Source organism: Clostridium fessum, assembly GCF_027698965.1.
GTDB classification, from domain to species: domain Bacteria; phylum Bacillota; class Clostridia; order Lachnospirales; family Lachnospiraceae; genus Otoolea; species Otoolea fessa.
The window spans coordinates 1-20,173 of sequence record NZ_JAQEQF010000013.1 but is presented as its reverse complement, the minus strand read 5'-3'; the positions used below and the strand labels follow the sequence as shown (position 1 = coordinate 20,173).

Sequence of the window (20,173 nt, the reverse complement as noted above, 5' to 3'; positions counted from 1 at the left end):
CATCATGGTTGCCGATGGCCGATATAATCGTAATCCGGTCATCCGGCGGCGTCCATTGGAAGAGCCAAGACAGCTTTCCAGGTGCATATAATCCTTTACTTCGTCCCAATTTACCACAAATCCGGCTCCGTGGGAACAGAAGACCGAGCCGCTTGGGTTTGCCAAATCCGCATCCGGATCGTAGCCGGCTGCTTCGATGACCTCTTCCTCATTATGGCAGGGTCCATATCCATCCAGGGATGAAACCGGTGCACGGTCGGTAAGTATCGCCTTTCCATCCTCCAGAACCGGTCCTTCAAAAACCGCAAACCGGCGTTCCAGATCCGTCATTGCACGTCCTACCATCTTGTCCGGTATCGTCAGATGAAATGCATAAAATGGCTCCAAAAGCATCGAATGTGCCTGCATCAGGCCATGACGGATAGCCCGGTAAACCGACTGACGGAAATCACCGCCATTCAAGGTATTCACAGGCAATTTTACTACCTGTTATGATACCATGAATGGCGGGGATTGTAAAATTTTATCATCGGTTGATGAAATTCAGTACCACCACAAGCAGCAGCATATGAACTGGATAAAATGCATAACAGAGATACTGGAATGGTTTACTGTGGTAGCCCTGTCTGCCGCGGTACAGCCAAATGGGGATCAATGCCAGAAGCGCAAGCCCCTGCTGGCACAGTTCAAATTCCATGCCAAAGAGCTGAACCGGATACATCAGACCGCCCAGCAGTTCCACATTCAGCCAGTATAGGGCAGCCAGCTGTCCCAAGAAGCACCACCATTTCCGCCCATGGAGGAAATAGAACACAAATACCGTCAGAACACCGATCCCGTAGTAATCCACCATGCAAAGAGTTCCCAGTACCAGACCTGCCAGCACAACCAAAACGCACACCAGCAGATACATCCAGGTTTTTCCTTTTTTCCGTACCTGTTCCATAAGCCAGACACCTAAAAGGCCCAACAGGAATGTCCAGAGGACATTCTGGTGAACCGGATAAAACCAGGTACCGCCGTACATCAAATCAAAGGGAATTTCTGAAAGCACTGCAAACAGCAGCATCCGAAGGATGTACTTTTTAAAGCTTCTGGTGTGGAAGTACCCCTCCACCGCCATAAACGCGAAGATAGGAAATGCCACTCTTCCGGCACAGGTAAGCCACTCCCTAGCAGGAAGAAGCGTCGCCCAAAGGTGATCCATCAGCATAAGTGTCATGGCGATAATGTGCAGGACAGCTGCAGTAAGTTCAAAGTTTTTTGAAGCAGATGAATCCATTCAGTTCTTGTTCCTTTCCTATTGCATTTCTATCGTATAATTATAGCTGTATGTGTGAACATAAAGCATATTGTCCTGAGGCACCAGAAGATCCGGCTGTTTTTTCAGCTCCAGGCTTGCAATAACCTCGCCGGTGTGAAGGTTGAGCTGATAAAGATAATCCTTTTCCGAGGTAAAACCATACCCGCAGATAATAACGTCCTTTTTTACAATAAAATTCATGGTGTTACAGGTCTGATCCCCACTTCGCCAAAGAAGCTTGTTATTTTCCAGATCATAGGCAAACATAAAGCAGCTATCCGGCTGTGCGTAACCATTTGTCACACTGATGCCATAAAAGATATCATCCAGGAGGCAGGCATTATTGCCGTTGATATACCATTTATCCGTTGGATACTCCAGCACATACAGACAATTTCCGGAAATATTTTCATAAATATACAGCGCATCCCCGGACCAGATATACTGATATTCGTCATCATAGAAATTATTCCATTCCTTTCCGACCATAGGAAGGGATAACTGTTTGCTTTCATACCATTCGTTCGCAAAATCGATTCCATTTTCCTCTTCCGACACAATTTTTAACGTTAACGGTGAAACTGCATCTCCCTTCGGATGAATCTCCCCAACTCCGGATAAGTCAATGGTGATATACTTAGTTTCAGGAGCCGCATTTTCCCCTTCCCCTGCATCCTCATTTTGAATCAATATGGACTCCTCACCGGTCTCCCGGACACTTTCTGCAACACTTGACTCATTTTGCATCGTATAATCCATGTCCTTCTTGCCACAGCCAGCCAGGGTGAGCAAACAAGTCCACACAATCATAAAAGTTAGAAGTTTTTTCATATATATCCATTCCTCTCTGCTCAAAAAGATGTTATCACTTTGGATGAACTTTCTTCTGAGCCATTTCTATTTGAACACGTTGAGAAGTCACCTTAACTTATCTCTATATCAAAACATGCCTGGCAGTTTTGCCGCCAGGAATAATCCAGCACCAAATGAGATCAGATTGGCCACAAAGGAATACAGGATATAATATGCATCCTCCTTTTTCTTTTCTGATATCCTCTTAAGAATTGTGCAATACAACACTGCCTCCAGAGCAAATACAATCAGCTCAAAAAGTACATAGAAAAATGTAAATGCAAGAGGGCCGGAATTATAATTAATCACATTGAGCAGCACATTTAAGATAATCTGCGTAATAATGTTGACAACAGCCAGAATCAACAGCTGTTTTTTCTGTCTGAAACCAAACAGCAGCGCCACCAGCATTTCGATTAAAATAGTAAGGACGATCCTTGCTCCAAGAGCCAGCATCTCCTGCCGGTAATTATACGAACGGTAGGCCTCAATCCGCTCATTGGTACTCAAATCATCATTGTATTCCACCGAACCGATATCCACACCATCCATATCCACTGTATAATACGTATCAAATGCATAACGAGCATAAATTCCACTGGATACAAAGGTTTCCGTTTCCGGATAATACAGAAGGATTTTAAAATCATCCGGCGGATAATAGGTCCATGCAAGCTCTTTGCTTTCACTTACCTTCCAGCTCCGCTGCAGAAAATAGTATCCATCCGGATCCTTGTAATTCACAAAGATCTTCCAGATACCAGGATCCATGTACTCTTTCTGGGCACTCTCCGTTCTTCCATCCCAGGCACTTGCCGGACCAGTAGATTTCTCCTTCGACAGCAAAGTTCCATAACAGAGCTCATCCCCCATATGCTCAAACTGAATCCGAACAGAGGCCTTTGGTCCCATATCGGCATTGACTGTCATCGGAAATGCTGAAACTGCCATTATCATACACAAAAGCATTATAAAAACAAGACTGTATTTTCTATTTTTCATACCAAAAGCCTCCCTTCAGATATTTTTATTCTGGTGAAGAATCTCATCGGCATTCTTGCTGCAAAATACTACATCCGATGGGAATCATCTTCCATCTTGTAAACAAACAGGCGGTTCATCCCCTCCTGCCATGGGTATTCAAATTCCAGACGATTCCCAATTCATCACATATTCTTTTTCTCTTGTGAATTCGTCCATCTCTTCACTCTGAATAGTAAATCCTTCTCGTTGATAAAAAGACATTGCCCTGACATTCTTCTGATATACCTTTAACTGTAATTTGTCTTTTTTATCCTTGATGTAATCCAACAACATTTTACCTATGCCACATGACTGCATTTCGTCAGAAACAAAAATACCTTCTATGTATTCATCACTTACTCCTATAAAGCCTTGAATCATTTTATCATCTTCATACACATAAACTTCCGCCTGTGGCAGCATTTCCTTCACGAATTCATAATTACTTATCCAGTATTGTTCAGGAATAAAAAAATGTGCTTTCAGATTAGTTTTCAACCATATATCAGCGACTCTATTTATATCTACCTTCTGCAACTTTCTAATCATAACGATTATTCTCCATCCAACCTGGTTATAACACGATTAACTCATTACGATTTACCTATCTGTACTCAACAATTTCTTCGAAAGGTTTCCTTGGTCTTTTAGCCGGAGCTTCATTGGCAAATCCAATCGCAACAATTCCTGTCAATTGGCTGTCTGTTCCGATAAAATCCATCAGCTCATTATAGGCAAAACAAGTATTGGCAATCCATAAGGTGCCCAATCCATATCCCGTTGCTGTCAGAATCATATTTTCAATCGCCGCACCTATGGACAGTGAATCACATATTTCAACAATTCGCTTTTCATTTTCAATGCTTGCAAATGGAGTATGCTGGTTGGTATTAAGCACTGCTATAAGGCATGGGACCTCCTGCATGATTCTAACGGTATTCTCAGCATCCGGTATGGCAAATGCCCATTCCGGCATAAGTTCATGGGTCATTTTTTCTGAATTTATACCATGACGCATGACATCAACCAGTTTATCTTTTTCTTTCCCCTGATATACAATAAATTTCCAAGGCTGTCTGTTTTTAGCAGATGGTGCAAGGGAAGCACTGTATATGATCTCGTCAATTAACTTCCTTTCGATCTCATCTGGCTTATATTTTCTTATACTTCTTCTATTCTCAATTTCACGTATCATAGATTTCTCTCTCCTTTAGAACCTTGCCCTCAAGACTCATCTTCTCCTATGATTTCCAACCTATCCATCCCAACATGACATTTCAGGAAAAGCACCTCAACACCTGCTGCCTTTGCCTCGTGAAGTGCAGCGCCAAATTCGGGATGCGTTTCCGTATTCGGCCTGACTTCACTAATGCCTTCCATTTGAATCACAAATGCTATCAAACATTTATATCCTTGTCCGCACGCAGCTGCAAGTTCCTTTAAATGCTTAACTCCTCTTTCCGTCGGGGCATCTGGAAAATATCCAACTCCGTCTATCTCAAGGGTGCAGCCTTTGACTTCCATTAGATATTTTTGCTTTCCTTTTTCCATATAGAAATCCAGCCGGCTATTTCCAAAGGTATACTCTGGTTTAATAGAATCATACCCCCGTGTCATCAGCCATTCTTTTACCACTTTATTCGGTGCCTGAGAATCAATGTTAACCCATATCTTATTCTTCTTAACTGCAATCAAATCATAGCGAGTCTTTCGATTTGGATTCTTTTCTATGCAATCTTCCAAAATCACTTCCGCCCCCCGCAGCAGTAATTCACGACAACGTCCCGTATTCTTTACATGAACCGATTCTACCTCTTCCGAGCCATCAATCTTTACCCGCGCAATAAAACGATTGGGACGTTCTATGAAAATTGCTTTCACTATCTTATCATATTTCATGTGACGTTTCCTATTATATGTACTGAAACATTCATTTTACACGATTGGATTCACTGGCAGCGGCCTGTGCTTTGCAGTATAATAATCACAATCAATTCAAATAACACAAAAAGCAAAGGCATCGCTTCCATGTTTGTCGGAACCTTTGCTACGATTACCTGGGAAGTTATGGGACATCCGTTCGGTCTGGCAACCATCCTGGTTGCAGTTCCGGTTTCTTTCCTTACCCTGATCGTTGTCTTCTTACTGACCCAGAAAGAAAATCAGGCGGCTGCCTAAAAGATGGCCTTTACTGATAGAAAAGAATTTTATAGTAAAACCGCTTGGTTCAGATGGGCTGCCGTGCCAATGTACGGCAGCCCATCTGGCATCATTCTATCAGCCCTTTCGCTACCTCTTTCAGTTTCTTAGCCGACTCCACCAGCTTCTCCGCCTCTTCCTCACTCAATGCAATCGGTACATGCGTCTCCACACCCCCGATTCCCACGATCGCCGGCATACTCAGCGTGATATCTTCGATGCCGTACTCCCCGTGCATCATCGCAGACACCGGCAGAATCGAGCGCTCATTGCGGACGATACACTCGCAGATACGTTTTACCGACATCGCAATTCCGTAATACGTCGCCTGTTTTTTCGAAATAATCTCGTAAGCACTGTTTTTGACCTTCTCCGCGATCGCGTCCATCGCCGCATCGTGGTTAAAATGCCCGCGCATCTCGCAGAAATCGTTCAGCGGAATGCCCGATACATTCGTACTGCTCCACGCCGCGATCTCGCTGTCCCCGTGCTCACCGATGATAAACGAATGTACACTCCGGCTGTCCACGCCCAGGTGTTCGCCCAGCGCATATTTAAGCCGTGCCGTGTCAAGCACCGTACCCGAACCGAGCACCCGGTTCTCCGGCAGCCCGCTCAGTTTCAATGCCACATACGTCAAAATATCCACCGGATTCGATACGATCAGCAGAATCCCGCCAAAATCGCGTTTTACAATCTCCGGGATGATACTCTGATAAATTGCCGTATTCTTCTGCACCAGGTCAAGCCGCGTCTCCCCCGGCTTCTGGTTCGCCCCCGCTGTGATAATGATGATCGCCGCGTCCGCCGCGTCGTCATACGTGCCCGCGTAGATCTTCATCTGCCCTGCAAACGGAATCCCGTGCGCGATATCCTTCGCCTCGCCGTCCGCCTTTTCCATATTTACATCTAACAGAACCAGCTCGGAAAATAACCGGCTCTGCATCAGTGTAAATGCCGTTGCTGAACCCACAAATCCGCACCCGATGACTGCCGCTTTTCTTGGATTTACCTCTCTGCTCATACGCTCATTTCTCCTTTTTTCTCCGGCTTATACTACATGTCCATGTTTCTAGCATCCGCTCTCTGCATATGGACAAGCATACCTCTAGTCTCTCCTGCCATTCATATGTATTGTACCGCTTACAAGAAGAAGTATACATGCTTTGGAACATTTTTTCAGTTGTTTAAACAACGAAAATAGAAACTATAACACTTTCTGATCATCCGACGACAATGTGTTTACCAGCAAAGAGGAGTTTCCATCATGTATTTTTCCGCACATTCCCGCTGCTTCGATCCTGCCGCAATCTATTTTCACTTTGCATCACAGCAGGCAGAGTTCTTCGTAACTATCTTATTTATGTAAAATTGAATAAAAACATGTAAAATCAACATTTTCATCGATAGACAAAAAAAGTCCCACGAAACTGCTACTTCCGGCAATCCCGTGGGATGTTTTCGTTTTTTTATTTCAAAGCTCTGCCACGCTCACATTCTGGCTACTCCAGCGCCTCCAGAAATTCCTCATGGTTCATGACTTTTCCAATCTTCGGGAAAATCCATTTTTCACAGAAATCCTGCTCTTCCTGCGTATCGGTCGCGGTGCAGTCGTTGATGACGATGACACGGTAGCCCTTATCATACGCCGAACGCGCCGATGACTCTACACACCAGTCGGTATGGAAACCAGTAAATGCTACATACTCGATCTCATTTGCCCGCAGATAATAGTCCAAACCAGTCGAATGGAACGCGTCTAGCGTTTTCTTGCCTTCAACCACCACATCACCCGGCTGCGGAGTCAATTCTTTGATAATCTCCGGTCCCGGTGTGCCGCGCAGCCATGCGCCGGTTCCCCAGTCTGCTTCCATATCCATCTCGATTCCACGCAGACCCTCACACGCCGGACCACCCTTTTTCAGCTCTGGAAATCCCGGATCAAACGGATGGAACGGGCAGTAAAAGATTTTTGCCACCTGACCTCGCGCCTTCTCCAGTAAATCCTGAAGATTGGCGATGACATGACGCTCGGCGAGCTGCTCCTTGATGTGGGCGTACATCGTTCCGCCCTCGGACAAGAAGTCATTCTGCGGTTCAATCAAAACAATCGCAACTTTCTCTTTCGGAATCTTAATCTGTGCCATACACTTCTCCTTTCCTATTACATCGCATTCGGCAGGAATAATACAATCTGCGGAATGAAAATACAAATCAAATCGACAATAATGATCGCTGCCAAGAACCACATCGAACCGGCGAAAATCTCGTTGACTGTGATCCCCTCCATGCCATCCATTCCGTACAGGGACGATTTAACGGTAAATACGTTCATGCCAAACGGAGGCGTAATCATACCGGTTTCAATCGCAATGATCATAACCAGACCGAACCATACTAAGTCATAGCCTAAATCTGCCATAATCGGGCACATCAGAGGCGTCGTTAAAAGCAGAATCGAAGTAGAATCCAGGATACATCCCAGTACCATCAGAATCAGGATAAATAATAAAACGATTCCGATCGGCGGGATGCTGAAACCTTCTACCAGATCCCGGAGTACATTGATGACACCGCACATGGACAACGTCTTGGAATATGTGGATGCCGATACCAGAAGAATCAGGACGCTGCCGGAGGTTGAACCTGCCGATAAAAGCGTCTCCCAGAACTCCTTGCGGTTGAATCGCTTCCGGAAAATCACAATCAGGAAAGCGCCGAACGCACCGACTCCGCCTGCTTCCGTCGGAGTGAAGAATCCACACCAGATACCTCCGAGGGAGATGATAATCAGAAGAACAATCGGCCACGGACGCAGCACAATTTTCCAGAAATTTTCTTTTTCATACTCAGTCAGCTCCTCTACCTCCGGAATATAATCCGGTTTGATATGTGCGACCGTCAAAATGACGATGATAAATGCGATCGTCATCAGAATACCCGGCATAACCGCCGCCACAAACAACTTGCCGATCGATACGTCCGCCTGCGAGCCGTAGACAATCATCAGAAGACTCGGAGGAATCAACATACCTAAGATCGCAGAGCCAGAGATCGTTCCCAGCGCGATCTTACGGTTATATTTCAGACGAAGCATCTGCGGAAGTGCAATTTTCGTAAAAACAGCCGCTGACGCAACCGTAACACCTGTGATAGCTGCGAAAATCGCATTGGCGATAACCGTCGCGATTCCGACGCCGCCCCGGACTTTCTTTAATAAAAGGCTGGCTGAATCATACAAATCCTGGCTGGCGCCGGATAAGTTCGCCAGAAGTCCCATCAAGACAAACAGCGGAATAACGCCGAACATATACTGCCGGACCGCGCCCCACGCCGACTGGCTTAGCACGTTCATCGCTGTTGAAAAACGTCCCGTGAAAAGGAATACACTGAGCACACTGGTAAACATCAGGGATGTGCTCAGATGAACACCAAAGAAAATCAGCGCCAGCAAAAGAATCAGTGAAAGTGCTGCTACTGCTCCTGTACTCATTCTGCCTTCCCCCCTTCTGCAAAGCTTTTTCCTGTAACTAATTCATACGTATACTTTATAATCTGGTTGATAAATTCCAGAATCATCAGCGCGGAACCGAATATAATGGAAAAACGCCCCGGAACCGTTGTGATACGGACCGATCCGGCTATCTCCGCTTCATGAATCGAAATTGCATTTAACAGATTTCCCCAGCTTGCCCGGATAATAAATGCATACACCAAAACACCAATCAGCGCTGCTACAATATCGATCACATGTTTTCCCTTTACACCGACCTTATCATACAGCATAGTTGTCCGGACATGGGCTCCCTTAACTGCTACATACGGAATCTCCAGAAAACATACGATAATGATAATGCTGCTGACAATTTCCGCCGTTCCCGCGAACGGTTTATTTAATATCAATCGGCTTAGAACGTCCGCTGTAATCAGAATCATGATTCCAAATACTGAGATCGCTGCAATTCCATCCATAATACTCAAAAAACGTTCCAGACACCGATCTAATTTTCTAAGGACTGACATATCATCCCACCTTTTCTCTCTTCTGTCTGTTCTTTCTCTGTCTTTCTGAACACATCGGGACATACCTTCGCTGTATGTCCCGATGCACTTTTCACACGGCTCACACTCTCCTCTGCGACAAGCCGCTCCCTTCAATTTTCTTACTCGCTGATCTTCCAGTCGCGTACTCTCTCTACACCCTGAGATTCCAGAATCTCATAATAATCTTCCACGATCTCGGAACCATTGTACCCAGCGTCGTCAAGGCTCTTTACCAGACCATTGACAACATCCGGAAGACTTGCTGCCCATTTTTCCTGCTCTTCACGGCTCAGAGTTGTAACGGTACAGCCCTGCTCTTCCAGTGCTTTGATATCTTCTTCGTGAATCGTATTGATATACTCAGACTCATAGTCCAGATAGCCCTCGCCAACCTCGGAAATGATGTTCTGTACATCCTCCGGCAGGTCATTCCAGGTATCCATATTGACAGTAATTGCATTGAACGGAACTACGTTGAAGTTTGCGTCCAGATAATACGGCGCTACCTCATATACCTTTAAGTTGACACAGGAATGGGTCGGCTGAATCGTCGCCTGACATACATTCGTCTGTAAGTTCTGATAGGTATCATTTAAGGAAGTCTGGACGCCGACTGCACCAGAGCCCTCGATCCAGGAGAGGTTGATGCCTGCCGCGCCGATCTTCATTCCGTTTACATCTTCCAGAGACTTAACTTCTTTCGTGCTGAAGAATCCATACGGATCCGATACACCGATTCCGACGAACTTCTGGTTGTAGCTGTCTTCATAAATCGAAGTGAATTCCGGATATTTCTCATACATCTGTTTGATCGTCTCTGCCACAATCAGCGGATCGGAGCAGGAGAACGGCATACTGTAAACCATATCCTGTAACGGAAGTCTGGATGCCTCAAATACAAGAATCGTACATCCGATATCGACCAGACCATCCTGCACGCCCTGCAACTCATTTCCCAGGGAGATAACAGAACCGCCGTAGGATTTAACCCAGTCGATCTCATAATTTGTCTCTTCACTGACTCTCTCCGATACATTTTTCACAAAATAATCTTCCAGCGCTGTGATCCATGGGTTGGATTCCGAATGTCCGGATCCAATTCGAAGTGTAATCTTTTCTTTTCCGCTGGTTGCTTCTGCCTGTTTTTTATCGCCGCCTGTTGTACTGTCTGTTTTCGCAGATGAACTTCCACCGCATCCCGTCATTGCCGTCATTGCCATTATCGCTGCTAAACCTAATGCCACAAATCGTCTTCTCCTCATGTTCCTTCTTCCTTTCTTTTTCTCTTTTTCACGTTCTGCGTTTCTTTTTTGTTTCGCTTCTCCGTTGGACACCGGATATTGGATACAATTTGATACTATTACTCTAACACCACCTGTCTGTTTTGTCAATAAACTTTCTTATATAAACATCATTCTGTACAGTTTAAACAATATTTTAGTTTCAGATTGGATACATTATCCAATTTTATTGCTATTCCTTTTCTTTTCGGTTATAATAATCATAAAGAAATTTAAAAGGAGCCATGGTTTATGGATCAGACACAACCAATTATTCAATATACAACCGTTTCCGACTCAGTCTATCTCTGGGTCAAAAATGCAATTATTCAAGGTGAGTTTAAGCCAGGCGAACATATCGCCCAGGAACGCCTCACCAAAACACTTGGAGTCAGCCGCACCCCGGTCCGCGACGCAATCAAACGTCTGGAAGCAGAGGGACTTTTGATCACGAAACCGCACTGTGGGGCAGTCGTATTCCAGCTCTCCAAGGAACGTCTGACGGAAATCTACGACATCCGTATCCTGATGGAGCAGTACTGCGCCGCCAGAACCTGTATCAGGGCAAGTGATGACGATATCCGCCAATTGGAAGAGATTAGTTTAAAAATGCTCGATTTTTCCAATAATTCGAAGGAATTTATGCAGCTGGACCGCCAGTTTCACACCCGGTTCTGTGAGCTCTCCGGCTGCGACGACACCGTTGAGATCCTGCAGGGACTCTGGAATAAATGTGATTCCTTCAAATCCATCTACTACTCTCTGGAGGGACGCATCAACGATACTCTGTCCGAGCATGCAAAGATCATCCAGGGACTGAAAAACCGCGATATCGACGCCACCAAACAGGCGATCTACGGTCATCTGAAAGATGTTGTCGAATGTGTTGGACGCCAAGCCAATTTTTCTTAAAGACAAAACACCTACCAAGCATCGACAGCCGTATAATTACAAAAGGCGATGAGCGCAGTTCCTGTCTCTCTGCGTTCACCGCCTATTACTTTTTTCTGCTTTTCTTATCTACCCGCCAACAGCGAAATCTGCGCCGTCTCCTCGACAAGTTCCGCCAGATAAGCTGCCTCGCGCATCGTCCCTGCCACCGTCACCTGACCGTGACCGCGCAGAAGGAATGCATTCATCTCTTTATTTTTCCGGAACTCTTCCAGAATCATCGGGAAATATTCCTTCGGAACGGCATACGAATGGGTGTCAAACACCGGCACATTTCCGCCCAGCTTCATTTCCGAATGGTGCGTCGAAAAATCAAGCGTCTCATGCTTATCCGCCCATGCAGTCGCATATGGGGAATGGCAGTGCATGATCGCGCACACCTCCGGGAGCTCCCGGTAGATCGCACCGTGCAAAAGAGCTTCTTTGGATGGTTTCCGATTGCCCTCAATCAAGTTTCCGTCAAAATCCGTCACAACAATTGTGTCCGCGCACACCTCGTCAAACGCCACATCCGTCGCCTTCACAAGCATCCAGTCATGCCCTGGCGCACGCATACTCAGATTTCCGCCGTTGCTCATCTGATAGCGGAGCTGATAAAATTTGTGAGCCGCCTGTTCCATCGCATCGCTCAGCTCTTTGTATTCCTGATATTTCATGCGCTCTCCTTTCTGCTGCCCTCCGCTTCATTCAGCAGCGCTTCCATCTCCTGTGCGCAGATATCCGCAAATTCAGGATCACAGAAATTCAGATCATACGCTTTAAACACAATCTCCGGCTTCAGATCCGCCTCGAAAATCTGACGCATCTTCTGAATTGTCTCCGGTTTATAGAAAAATTCCCCCGGATAACTCATTGTCCGCAGTCCTCCCATCGGGAGAATGACCTCCGTTTTTCCCTTGGAACGATTCAGTCGTTCCACGATCGTGTGTGTAATATCCAGAATTTCGCTCTCATACAGGCGCGTATGTGTTAAATCCTGATTATGCCATACGTACCCCCGATCTTCCTCATCTTTTAAAAGTTCCTCTTTCCTCAGACACGCAAAATCAATGCCGCCCGGGCAGATCAGCGCCGGGATCCCCATCTCCGCTGCCGCACACAGGCGGTTATCCGCACCCTTGCTGTATCCGTAATCGCCCAAATATTCCGCTGTCATCTCATGCAGTGAGAGATCCATAACGGCTGAAATAACGCCCTCGCGGATCATCGACTCCATCACCCGGCCGCCGATTCCGGTCGAATGGAAGCTGATCATCTTCCTGCCGCGCGCCGTCAGCTCGTCGGATGCCCGCATCACGGTATCATTCGTAATCCCCATAAGCGTTGTCGCGATATATTTTTCCCCATGTGTATCGATCCGTTTTCCCCCATATGTCACCATGCCAATCAGGGCGCTGACTGTATTTCCCAACACAGCCTCATTAACGGGGTTCATACCGGCAAAATCAACGATCGACGGAACCACCATGATATCTTTATCGCCCACAACCGTGTCAAAATACCGGTATCCGCTGGCGATCGTGGAACAGATAATCTTCGGAAATCCGATCGGAAGCAGCCGCAGCGCCGCAGAACACATAACTGTATTTTGCAGTCCCCCCATTCCCATCACGCCGTGAATTTTTTTCTCTCCGACGAGTTTTAACAGCATCTTGGAAATACTCTCCGTCATCGCTGCGATCGCACCGCTCTTGTCCATCGCGTGCACCTGCTCCCAGGTATAACCACCCATTGCCAGAATCTCCTCCCGGCTGACATCTGCGCGCATCGGAATATGCGGTCCCGTGCTGACATCGAGTATCAGCGGACTGTTTCCGCTCATTTTTATTTTTTTCTGTACAAACTGTACTTCATGATATTTCGTGTCACAGCTTGCAATTACCCCAACCACTGCCATTTTCTCGAAGTCTCACGAACTTCTTCTTTCACCTGCCTTTCGTCTTAAAGACCAAAGATCGGTGTTTTCGAAACCCGATCTAACATCTCGCGGTCATGACAGGTCAGAATCTTATCCAGACTCTCTGCCCGGGCTTTGATAAGCTCGATGCTCTTCCAGGCGGAGACAATATCTGAAAACCGGTTCGGAGGCGTAATATCATAATGAATCTCTTCGATCGGTTTCGTATTATCCATAATGAAAATTGCATCACCGCAGCAAATATATCTGCCCGCTGCCGTGTCGATCTCAACCGACTGATGACCGATGGAATGTCCCGGCGTCTCAAATACGCACACGCCCGGCATGATCTCTGCCTCGCCTTCTACCAGTTCCATCTTAATTCCCTCAAATGGGCGGGTAATGCCAAGCTGCGGCGCCTCGTATGATTTGTAATAGAGCGGGATTGGATCCATCGCAAATTCGTATTCCTTCTTGTTTACATAAAATTTCGCATTCGTGAATTTATCCATATAGAAGCAATGATCCCAGTGCAGATGGGTAAACACTACAATATCAATATCCTCCGGTTTATATCCAATCTTTGCAAGCTGATCCGCGATCGCCATGCCCTCCGGCTGATATGATCCATGATGGTGGTATTTATCGGCGCGCTCTGTGTATGCCATGCCTGTATCCACAAGCAGCAGTTTGTCTCCGCCCTCTACCAGATACGTAAAAACTGGGTATTCTTCCTCCCGATCGGAAGCATCGGGATAATATGCCACCGTAGAATGGTGGTAAAGATACTGTTTCGGAATCATCGTCACGAAACCAGTGTTGATTGGTCTGATTGTTAAGTTACTCATATCGGTACCTCCTGTCGCTCGTCTGGCTATCTCAAACATGAGATAAATGCCAAATTTGTTTCTTAAAATGGAGCATCCAATATTGTATCCAGTGTCCAATAGTATTATAATAAAAAGAAGCATAGCTGTCAAGAAAAGTTTCAATTTCCATCTGAAAGTAACAATGAATCGGATCCAAAACACCAAAAAGGAGGAACCTCATATGAAAATTACGGTTGCAATCGATTCCCTGAAAGGAAGTCTGGCCTCGATGGAAGCCGGAAACGCCGCCAAAGGCGGCATTCTCCGTGTCTATCCCGAGGCAGAAGTCTTCGTGCGCCCTCTGGCAGATGGCGGCGAGGGAACCGTGGATGCCCTGACGGAAGGACTGGGCGGCAGGATCCGCACCATCTCCGTCTCCGATCCGCTCGGACGCTCCCTTCAAGCCGACTACGGGATTCTCACCTCACCGGGACAGGGCGAACCGCTTGCGGTGATCGAGATGGCTGCTGCCTCCGGACTTCCGCTCCTGGCTGCTACGGAACGCAATCCACTCCGCACTACCACCTACGGCGTCGGAGAACTGATCCTTGACGCCATCCGCCAAGGCTGCCGGCGTTTCCTGATCGGCATCGGCGGCAGCGCCACCAACGACGGCGGACTCGGCATGCTCTCCGCGCTGGGATATCAATTTCTCAAAGAAGACGGAACGCCCGTCTCCCCGGGTGCCGCCGGACTGTCAGAGCTTTCTTCCATCCGTATCGGCTCCATTCTTCCCGAACTGCCCGCGTGCAGCTTCCGGATCGCCTGTGATGTCACCAATCCGCTCTGCGGTCCAAATGGCTGCAGTGCCGTCTATGGTCCGCAAAAAGGCGCTTCCAGGGAAGATATCGTAAACATGGATCGCTGGATGCAGGCATACGCCGTCCTCACTGCCCGGCAATTTCCACACGCCGATCCAACGGTTCCCGGCACGGGTGCCGCCGGAGGTCTCGGATTTGCCTTTTTAAGCTATATGAACGCCGTCCTGGAACCGGGCGCCTCGATCGTGCTGGAAGAAACTTCTCTGGAATCGTTCATCCGGGACAGCGATATCGTCATCACCGGTGAGGGTCGTCTCGACGGACAGACTGCTATGGGAAAAGCCCCCATCGCCGTCGCCAGATTGGCTAAAAAATACGGCAAGCCCGTCTTCGCCTTCTCCGGCTGCGTCACCCCAGATGCCATCCAGTGTAACGATGCCGGAATCGACGCCTTTTTCCCAATTCTCCGCTCCATCTGTTCGCAGGAAGAAGCAATGGAACCGACATCCGCCCGGAAGAATCTGAGTGATACGGTGGAACAGGTGATGCGGGTGGTTCGGCGGTTTTCGTAAAAATTGGAAACAAAGAATGTGCTGATATAAGAAAATCGGAGAGGAACTTTGATCATTCATTCTCTCCGATTTTTTTCAACTTACCTTGTATATTAGCTATTATACATTCACTTTTTCGAAATCATTGCCATAAATTTTCGAATATACATCCTTCTAATTTTTATTTAGAGAGCGCCTTCTCCGCCGCATCCAGCCCCTCATATCCATATGCCTTCACTTCCGCCTCCATCGTCAGAAGTGCCAGACTCTTTCCTTCCTTTTTCAGTTCATTGATAAACTGCCAGTACGTATGCAGAGTGCTGTCCGAGTAAGTCCGCAGTTCTCCAAGCAGGTACGTCTGGAAGGAAGTATCATACGGCGTATCTTCAGAACTGTAGAGAAGCCGGTTTCCAGACGCCAGCACCGGATATTTCGCCTGGTACTCTTCCATCCAGGCAAGCTGCTGTTTCACGATCGCATCACTCCACTGTTCGCCCGCCAGCGTCGGATCAATCAGAAAATGATGCAGTTTCTTAAACTGCTCCGGTGCGGTGCTCGCCATCATCCACGCATATTTCTCCATTACCAGATTGCGCCCCTGCTCATGGGCGCGGTCCATATCCGCCTGCACGCAGTCTATGAGTTCCTCTGTCCACGGTGCAAAATGGCTTCGTCGCATGATAAAAAATGTCTCCGGATCGTCCTGACAAGAAGCACGTCCGCCCTCGTTATTGACTTTCTGAAAATCTTCCCACTCCATCTGAATCAGTTTCTCTATTTTCTCCTGTTTCGTCATACGCTGTCCTCCCTTTCGCTTGCCAGATCCCTTCCAAATCAATTTCCTGCATCTTTTCTGTCAGTTACAGTCCATGCGCGTTCCCATTTTGATGTGTCTATCCGCGGCTTATCCTTCCATCACATGACATTTTTTCAACTCCGAATCCTGAATCCGTTTCATGATCTCCCACGTATGCGCTTCCAGAAATGCATCCCGGCTGTCAGTCAGTCCCTGTTTTCGCAGTTCCCCAACTACCGCCTGACAGATTTCCTCGATCCGACCCACGCGCGGATCCAACTGGTTTACATAAGGATTCCATCCCGGGGGAAACGGCGGCTTCCACATCTCGCTCGTATCTCCCATCACCGAAAGCTCCCGGATTTTTTCCGCCACCTCCGGCAGAATCTGAAAGTTTTCCATTCCCCGGAACATCCACTTATAGTAAGGCATATACGTCCGGTTTAGTAAATAGACCATCGAAATCGCCTGCCGCACAAATTCATCGAGCGCCAGCATCGCCGCAACCGTATCACCCCGCCGCATACAGCGGCCATAATTATACTGTCCCGACTGCGCCATTTTCGCTGCCCGCGCCGCGATCTTCTTGATCCGGACATCCTCTGGATAATACTTCCGAAGCTCCTCGCGGACCGCGGAAAATTCTCCCAGTCCATCCTCAAAAACTGCCCCGCCTGTAACTGCCGCCAGCTTATCCTCCGGCAGATGCAGCCAGCGCATCAAGCTCCTTGGCGGCTGTTCCATCCCGATAAAACGGCTGTAAAATGCCTCTATCTCAAACACACCGACACGTCCGCCGCCCCGCGCACTTGTAAGCCGTGCCGGAATGCCCGCAAACTCCCCCGGCAAACGGTCGTAAGCATCCTGAAGCGCCTTCCCGTACTGGTTATAATCTTCCGCCGAAAGCCAGAGGTCAAAACCTGCCCCGAAATCGTGATCCTGCGATATCGCATCGTCAAATCCCAGGCATTCCGAACCTTCGCCCACCAGCCCCGCCGCCAGCCGCGGCAGAAGCTCTGGAAATTCCCGCTCCAGCATCGGACGCCCAACTTCTTCATAATATCGTTTTGCCAGTTCCAGTCCCTGCATCTGATCCCCCTACCTGATTTTATGGTTTTTTCTATTTCTACGTTTTCTCTATTTTCAGTATCTTTTTTTCATGCGCGTTTCTTGCACGCTTTTTATCAAATCTTCCATCTGAAAACTTTTCAAAAAACGCTTTTTTCTTGTCCTGTCTCAGAATTTCGCATCCTTGAACTGACAGCTCGCACAGTGGCTCGGGTTTCCGCCCTTGTCTTCCTTCTTGTCTGCAGCTCCGGTAATACCTTTTTCTTCCTTTTCTTTTTTGATCATTTCCAGATTCTGGCGGATCACCGCGCACGCATCGCTCTCGCCAAACCGTGACTGCGTTACCATCAGTGCTTTTTCCAGCAGCCCGATCGCCTGATCATAATTGCCGCGCCGCCATGCCAGCTCCCCGGCTGCTGCCAGCGCCGAACCGAAATGTCCCGACTGCACGCCCTCCGGGGACGCATAAAAGGTCAGGCTTTCCTTTAACTCCTCGTCTGCCTCATCCAGCCGTCCCAGCGCCATCAAGGATAGCGCCCGGTTGACATGGGTCGTTGCCACCTCCGCCTCGCTGTTCTCCATCTTTTTAATCAGTTCCAGCGCCTTATCCAGCGATTCCAGCGCCTTTTCATGTTCCTCCTGTTCCTGATAAATCTGGCTGATATTATTGTAGAGACTTGCCATCTCATAGCCATCCGTTTTTCCAAGATTCTTAAAAATCGCTTCCGCCTCCCGGTACTGGGAAAGCGCTTTCTCCACATCTCCTGCCATCCGGCGCGCGGTTGCCGCATTTAAAAGTGTCGTTCCATGGTGGATCGAACCATCCAGTCCCATCCCCGCAATCAGGGACAGCGCCATATCCGCCATATCGACTGCCTGTGCAACCCGTCCGGTATTCCGGTAGAGTCCTTCCATCTCATTGCACATCATCAGGCAGAGGCTTTTGTTCCCTGAATCCAGCCCTTCCTTCATCCAGCCCATCATTTTCTCTTCCGCTTCGTCCAGTTTTCCCTGTGCATAAAGGCGATCCAGTTCCTGAAACATCTGCTGTGTATCCATTTTTATCCCTCTTTCTTTCCCTTCTTTATTCTTGTTTCTGTTATTTTTTCATTAATGTGCCTTGGCACCTTTGACACAAAAATAGATACCGCAAAACCTTTTTCCCATCCCTCTGCTCCCCATCTTCTTATTTCTGACAGGTCAGTGCACGGATTCTGTGGTTTTGCGGTATCCACTATCTGTTCTCAAACCTTGTAAAATCTATCTCTTTCTCAATAATGCTTTCTATGCTGCCATGCAGCACCCGCATTCGGATCGCGTTTCATTTCAACGATTCAGCTTTTACAAATCCTGTATTCATCAAACGAAGCAGCTTCCGATCGCCGCATCACCCCATCGGCGAATATCCAAACGTATTTACCAGCGCATCAATCTTCTTTCCTGCCTTGCAGAGCGGGCAGTCACGGTAATCTGAATACGTATAATCCGGTAAATCCTTCTTGCCAAAGACTGACTTGATCGGCACACCATCCAGCGAATCCATCGCACTGAAAATCGCCGATGCGCCCTGTAAGATACCACCGTAATACTGGATGCTCTCAACTGCCTTATTTAAGGTGCGTCCCGTCGTCACGGATGCCATCAGGATCATCACGTGTTTATCGCGGATCATCGGAATCAGGTTGTCACGGAAAATGATCTGGCTGTTGTTGTTGAACTCCGGGCTGATTACATAGATAGATTTGTGCGCGTTCGTCGAGAGAAAACCGCCCTTTGCCAGCTCCTCCGCCAGAAAAGCACCGATAACTTCCGTGCCCTCCATGCAGACAATCGTGTCGATCACAGTGTCATACAGATACATGCCAACCAGCGCCTGTGCAACTTCCTCCGCCTCTTTCGTTCTCGCTTTCAGGGTCGTCACATCAATGTAATAATTGATATGTGCATGGTTTGTTGCGAAATGTCCTGGCCGAATCTTTAACGGTACTGTCGCTCCAGTTGTGTAGATCTTTGTATAACTTTTCTCCATAAAAACGCCCCCTTCTCCATCTAAATAGGTGTTCATAAATGTTTGAAACTGCTTCTAAAAGTTCCATGTTCACAGTCACTTCCATCCATGGATTGATACCCTTATTATACTAGAAAATGTGGCGTTTAACAAGATAAAATCTGTCATCATATGTATATTTTTTTATTTTTCTGTCTTTTCTCTAGGCATTTTTTCTCACAAACAGAACACACACCCGATACTAAGACTGTGAACTACTCGGTAACTAAGTTACCAGAGCATCTGAAATCTGGCGGGATACCGCCTTTTTTCAGGGTGCGTCCATGACACCACTACTGCTTGCCTTTCGGCTATACAGCTACTTTTATTATTTCTGGATTCTTTAGTCCGGTTACGGACAGTTCTTTCTGTTTTCCGGATACGGAAAGATATTTACGCAGAATATTAAATGCTCCTACTGCATCCGCATTATATCTTACTCCATCCGTTATATACATGCCACGCTCTTTTCTGTTTGATGCTTCTGCATATCTTTTTGATAGTTCTGGTGAAAACGGGCTGCACTGGCTGG

The 20,173-nt window shown here is 47.3% G+C and carries 21 protein-coding genes and 2 pseudogenes; 3 read left to right on the top strand and 20 right to left on the bottom strand.

What is annotated here, in order from left to right; all coding sequences use genetic code 11:
* Positions 1–66: 66 nt before the first annotated feature.
* The 7 genes and pseudogenes from PG862_RS13865 to sfsA form a co-directional block, all read right to left on the bottom strand.
* Positions 67–456 (bottom strand): annotated as a pseudogene (locus tag PG862_RS13865) (translation elongation factor G); the annotation flags it as partial.
* Positions 457–526: 70 nt separating this feature from the next.
* Positions 527–1,282: a TraX family protein gene (locus PG862_RS13860; RefSeq protein WP_270707800.1), complete on the bottom strand. Its 756-nt coding sequence runs from the start codon at positions 1,280–1,282 to the stop codon at positions 527–529.
* Between the two features lie 18 nt (positions 1,283–1,300).
* On the bottom strand, positions 1,301–2,134 hold the full coding sequence (locus PG862_RS13855) for a hypothetical protein (protein WP_118652472.1): 834 nt from the start codon (positions 2,132–2,134) through the stop codon (positions 1,301–1,303).
* 108 nt (positions 2,135–2,242) lie between these two features.
* The gene (locus tag PG862_RS13850; protein WP_243032356.1) at positions 2,243–3,157 is read right to left on the bottom strand and encodes a hypothetical protein; all 915 of its coding nucleotides are present in this window, start codon (positions 3,155–3,157) and stop codon (positions 2,243–2,245) included.
* A gap of 138 nt (positions 3,158–3,295) precedes the next feature.
* A complete protein-coding gene (locus PG862_RS13845; RefSeq protein ID WP_118468320.1) occupies positions 3,296–3,727 on the bottom strand; it encodes an N-acetyltransferase in 432 nt (143 codons plus the stop codon).
* A gap of 55 nt (positions 3,728–3,782) precedes the next feature.
* Positions 3,783–4,373: a nitroreductase family protein gene (locus PG862_RS13840; protein ID WP_117796247.1), complete on the bottom strand. Its 591-nt coding sequence runs from the start codon at positions 4,371–4,373 to the stop codon at positions 3,783–3,785.
* A gap of 29 nt (positions 4,374–4,402) precedes the next feature.
* Complete coding sequence (gene sfsA / locus PG862_RS13835; RefSeq protein ID WP_270707797.1) at positions 4,403–5,077, bottom strand: DNA/RNA nuclease SfsA; 675 nt, start codon at positions 5,075–5,077, stop codon at positions 4,403–4,405.
* Between the two features lie 129 nt (positions 5,078–5,206).
* Between sfsA and PG862_RS13830 the strand changes: the two genes are divergently transcribed.
* On the top strand, positions 5,207–5,356 hold the full coding sequence (locus PG862_RS13830; protein WP_181986225.1) for a hypothetical protein: 150 nt from the start codon (positions 5,207–5,209) through the stop codon (positions 5,354–5,356).
* Positions 5,357–5,447: 91 nt separating this feature from the next.
* Here the strand turns inward: PG862_RS13830 and PG862_RS13825 are convergent, their stop codons facing one another.
* The 5 genes from PG862_RS13825 to PG862_RS13805 all read right to left on the bottom strand — a co-directional run bounded on the left by PG862_RS13825 (position 5,448) and on the right by PG862_RS13805 (position 10,665).
* On the bottom strand, positions 5,448–6,401 hold the full coding sequence (locus PG862_RS13825; protein WP_022359991.1) for an L-lactate dehydrogenase: 954 nt from the start codon (positions 6,399–6,401) through the stop codon (positions 5,448–5,450).
* A gap of 478 nt (positions 6,402–6,879) precedes the next feature.
* On the bottom strand, positions 6,880–7,524 hold the full coding sequence (locus tag PG862_RS13820) for a cysteine hydrolase family protein (protein ID WP_022359990.1): 645 nt from the start codon (positions 7,522–7,524) through the stop codon (positions 6,880–6,882).
* A gap of 17 nt (positions 7,525–7,541) precedes the next feature.
* Positions 7,542–8,870, bottom strand: coding sequence for a TRAP transporter large permease (locus PG862_RS13815; RefSeq protein WP_022359989.1), 1,329 nt, complete (start codon positions 8,868–8,870; stop codon positions 7,542–7,544).
* Positions 8,867–9,400, bottom strand: a complete 534-nt coding sequence (locus PG862_RS13810) for a TRAP transporter small permease (RefSeq protein WP_107000625.1) — start codon at positions 9,398–9,400, stop codon at positions 8,867–8,869. The genes PG862_RS13815 and PG862_RS13810 overlap by 4 nt, the downstream gene beginning before the upstream one ends.
* Before the next feature lie 140 nt (positions 9,401–9,540).
* Positions 9,541–10,665, bottom strand: a complete 1,125-nt coding sequence (locus tag PG862_RS13805; protein ID WP_227589777.1) for a C4-dicarboxylate TRAP transporter substrate-binding protein — start codon at positions 10,663–10,665, stop codon at positions 9,541–9,543.
* A gap of 288 nt (positions 10,666–10,953) precedes the next feature.
* Between PG862_RS13805 and PG862_RS13800 the strand changes: the two genes are divergently transcribed.
* Complete coding sequence (locus PG862_RS13800) at positions 10,954–11,613, top strand: GntR family transcriptional regulator (protein ID WP_107000626.1); 660 nt, start codon at positions 10,954–10,956, stop codon at positions 11,611–11,613.
* Between the two features lie 104 nt (positions 11,614–11,717).
* On the opposite strand, the gene PG862_RS13795 is transcribed toward PG862_RS13800, so the two are convergent.
* From PG862_RS13795 to PG862_RS13785, 3 genes are read right to left on the bottom strand one after another with little or no spacing between them, the layout of a single operon-like run.
* On the bottom strand, positions 11,718–12,308 hold the full coding sequence (locus PG862_RS13795; RefSeq protein ID WP_118471348.1) for a class II aldolase/adducin family protein: 591 nt from the start codon (positions 12,306–12,308) through the stop codon (positions 11,718–11,720).
* Positions 12,305–13,549 (bottom strand): Tm-1-like ATP-binding domain-containing protein, encoded by a 1,245-nt coding sequence (locus PG862_RS13790; RefSeq protein WP_118471350.1) that lies wholly within the window; start codon positions 13,547–13,549, stop codon positions 12,305–12,307. The genes PG862_RS13795 and PG862_RS13790 overlap by 4 nt, the downstream gene beginning before the upstream one ends.
* Positions 13,550–13,593: 44 nt before the next feature.
* Entirely contained in the window at positions 13,594–14,397 is an 804-nt protein-coding gene (locus tag PG862_RS13785; RefSeq protein WP_270707794.1) for an N-acyl homoserine lactonase family protein, read from the bottom strand.
* 202 nt (positions 14,398–14,599) lie between these two features.
* On the opposite strand from PG862_RS13785, the gene PG862_RS13780 reads away from it, so the two are divergent.
* Entirely contained in the window at positions 14,600–15,751 is a 1,152-nt protein-coding gene (locus PG862_RS13780) for a glycerate kinase family protein (RefSeq protein ID WP_270707793.1), read from the top strand.
* Between the two features lie 160 nt (positions 15,752–15,911).
* Here the strand turns inward: PG862_RS13780 and PG862_RS13775 are convergent, their stop codons facing one another.
* The 5 genes and pseudogenes from PG862_RS13775 to PG862_RS13755 all read right to left on the bottom strand — a co-directional run.
* Positions 15,912–16,526 (bottom strand): DUF4125 family protein, encoded by a 615-nt coding sequence (locus PG862_RS13775; protein WP_118570546.1) that lies wholly within the window; start codon positions 16,524–16,526, stop codon positions 15,912–15,914.
* A 108-nt stretch (positions 16,527–16,634) separates the two neighbouring features.
* Positions 16,635–17,615 (bottom strand): DUF4037 domain-containing protein, encoded by a 981-nt coding sequence (locus PG862_RS13770; protein WP_270707791.1) that lies wholly within the window; start codon positions 17,613–17,615, stop codon positions 16,635–16,637.
* Between the two features lie 147 nt (positions 17,616–17,762).
* On the bottom strand, positions 17,763–18,653 hold the full coding sequence (locus tag PG862_RS13765) for a tetratricopeptide repeat protein (protein WP_022359976.1): 891 nt from the start codon (positions 18,651–18,653) through the stop codon (positions 17,763–17,765).
* Between the two features lie 328 nt (positions 18,654–18,981).
* A complete protein-coding gene (locus tag PG862_RS13760; protein WP_022359975.1) occupies positions 18,982–19,623 on the bottom strand; it encodes a type I phosphoribosyltransferase in 642 nt (213 codons plus the stop codon).
* A gap of 329 nt (positions 19,624–19,952) precedes the next feature.
* A pseudogene (locus tag PG862_RS13755) lies at positions 19,953–20,173 on the bottom strand (RNA-guided endonuclease InsQ/TnpB family protein); the annotation flags it as partial.